This is a genomic window from Cloacibacillus sp. (assembly GCA_036655895.1).
GTDB lineage: Bacteria > Synergistota > Synergistia > Synergistales > Synergistaceae > JAVVPF01.
The window spans coordinates 1-4871 of record JAVVPF010000055.1 but is presented as its reverse complement, the minus strand read 5'-3'; the positions used below and the strand labels follow the sequence as shown (position 1 = coordinate 4871).

The 4871-nt window shown below is 53.9% G+C and carries 7 protein-coding genes; 2 read left to right on the top strand and 5 right to left on the bottom strand.

What is annotated here, in order from left to right; all coding sequences use genetic code 11:
- Both RRY12_12000 and RRY12_11995 read left to right on the top strand, forming a co-directional pair.
- Window positions 1–352 (top strand): ATP-binding cassette domain-containing protein (locus RRY12_12000; GenBank protein MEG2185395.1); only part of this gene is annotated, 352 nt, incomplete at its 5' end.
- Window positions 345–1157 (top strand): metal ABC transporter permease, encoded by an 813-nt coding sequence (locus RRY12_11995; GenBank protein MEG2185394.1) that lies wholly within the window; start codon window positions 345–347, stop codon window positions 1155–1157. The genes RRY12_12000 and RRY12_11995, both read left to right, overlap by 8 nt.
- A 17-nt stretch (window positions 1158–1174) precedes the next feature.
- Here the strand turns inward: RRY12_11995 and RRY12_11990 are convergent, their stop codons facing one another.
- The 5 genes from RRY12_11990 to RRY12_11970 all read right to left on the bottom strand — a co-directional run.
- Window positions 1175–1996: an MBL fold metallo-hydrolase gene (locus RRY12_11990; protein ID MEG2185393.1), complete on the bottom strand. Its 822-nt coding sequence runs from the start codon at window positions 1994–1996 to the stop codon at window positions 1175–1177.
- A gap of 29 nt (window positions 1997–2025) precedes the next feature.
- A complete protein-coding gene (locus RRY12_11985; GenBank protein ID MEG2185392.1) occupies window positions 2026–2370 on the bottom strand; it encodes a cupin domain-containing protein in 345 nt (114 codons plus the stop codon).
- 266 nt (window positions 2371–2636) lie between these two features.
- Window positions 2637–3605: a branched-chain amino acid ABC transporter permease gene (locus RRY12_11980; GenBank protein ID MEG2185391.1), complete on the bottom strand. Its 969-nt coding sequence runs from the start codon at window positions 3603–3605 to the stop codon at window positions 2637–2639.
- Window positions 3605–4474 carry a branched-chain amino acid ABC transporter permease gene (locus RRY12_11975; GenBank protein ID MEG2185390.1) on the bottom strand — a complete coding sequence of 290 codons (870 nt, stop codon included), beginning with the start codon at window positions 4472–4474 and terminating at the stop codon, window positions 3605–3607. The genes RRY12_11980 and RRY12_11975 overlap by 1 nt, the downstream gene beginning before the upstream one ends.
- 86 nt (window positions 4475–4560) lie before the next feature.
- Window positions 4561–4871, bottom strand: a 311-nt coding sequence (locus RRY12_11970) for an ABC transporter substrate-binding protein (GenBank protein ID MEG2185389.1), incomplete at its 5' end; no start/stop codon positions are given.

The following is a 4871-nucleotide window of genomic DNA, read 5'->3' as shown; positions in this document are numbered from 1 at the left end:
AGACCTCAATCTGGAACGCATGGGCGTGCTGCCGCTTCGCGCGAAGGCCTTCCGCGACCTCTCGGGAGGCCAGCAGCAGCGTGTGCTGATAGCGCGGGCGCTCTGCGCCGCAAAACGTGCGCTCTTCATGGATGAGCCGGCCTCCGCGCTTGACGCGGCGGGAGCGGAGGATTTTCACGCGCTGCTTCGCGCGCTGCGTTCAGAGACGGGCCTTGCCGTCGTCATGGTGACTCACGACAGAGAGCGCGCTGAGGCGGAGGCGACACATCTGCTGGTGCTGGGCGAGAGGCAGGAATTTTTCGGCGCTGCGCAAGACTACCGCGAATGGACGCAAAAAAACAAAAATGCTTGATTTGATAACGGAGATGCTTTCATACAATTTCCTGCTGCGGGCCGCCTCTGTGGGGCTGATGGTCTCGCTCTGCTCGTCGCTGCTTGGCGTCAGCCTCGTGCTGAAACGCTACTCCATGATAGGAGACGGTCTGGCGCACGTAGGCTTCGGCGCGCTTGCCGCGGCGATAGCGCTCGGCGCGGCTCCGCTTGGCCTCACCATACCGGTGGTGGCGGGCGCGGCGATACTGCTGCTTAAAATAACCGATGAAAGCAGCCTCCGCGGGGACGCGGCTATAGGCCTCATCTCCACGGGCGCGCTTGCCATCGGCATCACGGCGATATCAATGACGCAGGGCATAAACACCGACGTTTCAAGCTACATGTTCGGAAGCATACTCGCAATGAGCAAAGGCGACGTCACGCTCAGCGTAGGCGCCTCCTCCTGCGTGCTGCTGCTCTTCGCCCTCTGCTACAACAGAATATTCGCCGTCACCTTCGACGAAAATTTCGCAAAGGCGACTGGCGTGAGAACGGGCCTGCTCAACGTAACTATCGCCACGCTCACAGGCGTGACGATAGCGGTGGGTATGCGCCTCATGGGAGCGCTTTTGATCTCCGGCCTCATAATATTTCCGGCGCTCACCTCAATGCGCCTCTTCAAAAGCTTCCGAAGCGTCGCCATATCATCCGCCGTCATATCGCTCGTCTCATTCGCCGCGGGGCTCATACTCTCATACGCCACGGGCTCGCCCGCCGGAGCGAGCGTCGTTATAGTCAACCTTGTGTTTTTTATAATATTCAGCGCGGCCGCAAAATTTGAATAACGGCTTCCGCAGCGCGGCTATTTATATTTAAAGCGCAGCCCCGTATAGGCTTCACGCACGTCAAAAGCCGCGGCAAGCGCCATTTTAGCCTTGAAGTCCGTACAGTGGCACGGGTGCATCGTAGAAACGCCAGCCGCCGACAGATACGCCGTCACCTCTTGCAGCTCCTCCGCCGAAGCGTCAAGCAGGTGAAAGCCGCCTATTATATCCGCCACTCGCGTCTCGCCAGTCACGCTCTTTGCGTGCGCCACAATATTGCAAATTCCGGAATGCGAACAGCCGGTGATTATGACGAGGCCGTCGCGTCCGCGATAGGCAAGCGCCGAATCATCCACGCAGAGATCGGGCGTCACATCCGAAGCGCCGCAAATCGTGCCCGATGCGCGGCGCGGCGTTACCGAGGCCGGTATCTCGCCCAGCCACCACAGCTCCGACTCTATTTCAAGCGGATCGGCGCTGAGAACGACGTCAAAAAAGGCTGAAAGCGCCTCTTCGCGCATCACAGCGCCGATAAGATGGCCCTGAGCGCGCTTGTTTTCAAAAACTCGCGGATGCGCAAGCAGCGCGGGGGCGCGTGCTGCGTTTTTCTTGTCTAAATATTCGACGAGGGCGTGCGTGCCCCATGTGTGGTCGTTGTGCCCGTGCGAATAGACGAGCATATCCATCTGGGAGACATCCACGCCAAGCTGAGCCGCGTTTTGCAGGAAAAGCCCCGAATATCCCGTATCAAAAAGTATCTTTCTCCCGCAGCACTCAAGCCAGACGGAAAGCCCCGGCTCCCCCGCAAGGTAGAGGTCTATTTTTGTGCTGTTTTCGACAAGTATCGTAAGCTCAAGCATCGGCGCCGCGCCTCAATTTCCGCGGCACTTTATTTCTCTATCGGAAAAACGACTGTAAGCAGCATTTTGAACGGCCCCGGCGCGTGGACCGAGTGCGGAACGTTGGCCGGCATTATCAAAGTCTCGCCCTGCGAAAGCATGTACTCGTTTCCTCCCACGACATAGCGCCCCGTGCCCTCAAGCACAGTCGCCATAGCGTCGCCCTTTGAATCGTGCGTTCCGATCTCCTCTCCGGCGGAAAAGGCAAAGAGCGTAACGCTAACCGCGTCATTCTGCGCAAGCGTGCGGCTCGTTATTTGCCCCTCCTCCGCGCTGACCAGATCACAAAGCCGAAGAGCCGTCTCTTTTGGTATATTTTTAAACAGTTCGCTCATATCAAATGCCTCCCGTAATTGTTTTCTCTAATGATAACACGCCCCGCCGCCCACCGCATTAGGCCGCAGCATTATTTACAGAATTTTTAGACATCGAAAATCATCCCACAGACGACAAAACCACACCAGCGTGAATCTACGGTCCGCAAACTAAGCGCTTGCGGTGATTTTGCCTGTCTTTACAAAAAGATGACGCCGGCAGAGAGGACTGTTCTCTGTGTGCCGGCGTCATCTTTTTATATCCGTTCGGATATTGTCTGGTTTTATTATTCTTTATCCATTGTTTTCTTCGTAAGGTAATAGTTTTTTAAGCTTCCCCATACACCCTGCGGCAGCCATATAATAAAGCAGACTAGGGCCACGCCGTAAATTACCAAACGCAGCGCGCCCGCCATTCGCAGAAACTCCGGCAGGATCGTCAGTGAGATGGCTCCGAAAATTGGCCCGACCAGCGTGCTCATTCCGCCAAAAATCACCATCACCAAGATGTTGATGGACTCTCCAATGGTAAATGTTACAGGGCTTATGAAGAGGATATAGTGAGCGTAAAAAGAACCGGCGAGCCCAGCTAGAGCCCCGCCAAGCGTGAAGGCGAACACTTTGCTCTTCATAGTGTCGATGCCAAGTGACTTTGCAAGTTCCTGATTTTCTCGGACACCGATCAGATTATCTCCTATTCTGGAAACGGTGATCCTGTAAAGCAGCCATGCAACCGCTGCCACAAAGACAAGCCCTAGATAATAGTAATGCAGCCTTGTCTCGAACGGGATGACAAACGCGCCAAGGTTGATAGGAGTCGGCCTCGGGATACCCGCTATGCCCATCGGGCCGTTTGTAACCGGTATCCAGTTGACCATGACAACATTCACCAGAACGCAGAAAAACGCGGTCGTGATAGCCAAAACGTGTCCCTTAAGCCTCAGCACAAGCCTGCCAAGGCAGTAAGAAAGAAGGCCCGCGGCTACACCTGAAAGCCAGAAGGCGATCCAGAAAGAAAGTCCAAAACGCGTACTCAAGATGGCGGAGGCATAGGCCCCGACCCCGTAAAAGGCGGCGTGCCCCATAGAGACCTGCCCAGAAAACCCTACGATGAGAGCAAGAGAGAGGGCGAGCACAGCATATATCTCCGACATTACAAATATATGCAGGTAGTAATCCATCGTGAACAGGTGCGGAAGGAAGAGGAAGATCACCAAAAAACAGAAGAACGCGATATATCTTGCAGTCTTTGTCATTATTTTTTACCTCCCGCAAGTCCTTCGGGCTTGAAAATGAAGAGCAGAATGAGCAGGAGGAAAGGATAGGCATCCTTATAGGCATAGCTTATAAAACCTCCGCCAAGGCTCTCAACGAGCCCGATGAGGATAGCGGCGAAAATCACGCCTTTTATCTGCCCAATGCCGCCCAGAATGATTATAACGAAGGATTTAAGCGTGACGGCAAGCCCCATGTCCGGCTGAACGAAAAAGATGGCGCCAACCATCGTGCCGGCGGCAGCCGCAAGCGCCCCGCTTATTGCAAAAGTGATGGAATAGATCATCCTGACGTTTATCCCGGAAAGTTCTGCGGCGACGCGATCCTGTGCAACAGCCCTCATTGATTTGCCGATTTTTGTATAGGTGATGAACCAGGAAAGCATAGCGACAAGAAACACTGACAGCACCAGAACGGTAAGCCTTTCTCCTGTTACAAAGACGCCGCCCAAATCAAAGTGTATGCCAGAAAGCCCCGATTCGATTTTGCGCGGATCCGCCTTAAATAGATAAAGAGCAAGGTTCGCAAGCGCCGTGGAAAGTCCGAAGGAAAGAAGCATACCGTTGATAAGCGGCTTTCCTACAATAGGGCGAAATGCGAGACGCTCTATTATGACGCTGAGCAACGCCATTCCCGCCATAGACACCAATAGTGAAGCGAAAAACGGAAGGCCTAACATCATGGTACTGAAAAAACCGATGAAGGCACCTATCATGTAAAATTCGCCGTGCGCGAAATTGGCCGTTTCGAGTATCCCAAAGATAAGCGACAGGCCAAGAGCAATAAGAGCGTAAATGCAGCCCAAAATGATCCCGTTCAGCATCTGTTGCAGTAAAACAGTTAACATCATGATTAGCTCACCTCTTCAAAGCTACCAGCCTGCTGGATTTGAGACGGAGGAGGGCCCCCTCCTCCGTCTTCAGAAAATTAAATCGACTATTTACCAGAAATAGGGCCGGCGACTACGACGATCTTGCCGTCTTTTATCGCAGCTATGTATTCATCTATCTGGAGCTGGTTCTTAGCGTCAAAATAGGCCTTGCCCTGCGGTCCGGTGTACTTGATCGATGCAAGCGCGTCGCGGACCTTGGCGCGGTCTGTCGAGTCGGCCTTCGCTATCGCCTCTCCTATCATCATCATGCAGTCATAGCCGGCCTGAGCGTATTTCTCCGGGTTCATTTTATAGTTCTTGGTGTATTCGGCGGTGAATTTCTTTGCGGCAGGGGTGGGGATGCTTGCGATAAAGC

Bases quoted from the DNA above. Each gene is read 5' to 3' on its own strand.
- RRY12_11990 (MEG2185393.1), bottom strand. From the start codon at position 1,996: ATGCTTGAGCTTACGATACTTGTCGAAAACAGCACAAAAATAGACCTC.
- RRY12_11985 (MEG2185392.1), bottom strand. From the start codon at position 2,370: ATGAGCGAACTGTTTAAAAATATACCAAAAGAGACGGCTCTTCGGCTT.
- RRY12_11975 (MEG2185390.1), bottom strand. From the start codon at position 4,474: ATGATGTTAACTGTTTTACTGCAACAGATGCTGAACGGGATCATTTTG.
- RRY12_11995 (MEG2185394.1), top strand. From the start codon at position 345: ATGCTTGATTTGATAACGGAGATGCTTTCATACAATTTCCTGCTGCGG.
- RRY12_11980 (MEG2185391.1), bottom strand. From the start codon at position 3,605: ATGACAAAGACTGCAAGATATATCGCGTTCTTCTGTTTTTTGGTGATC.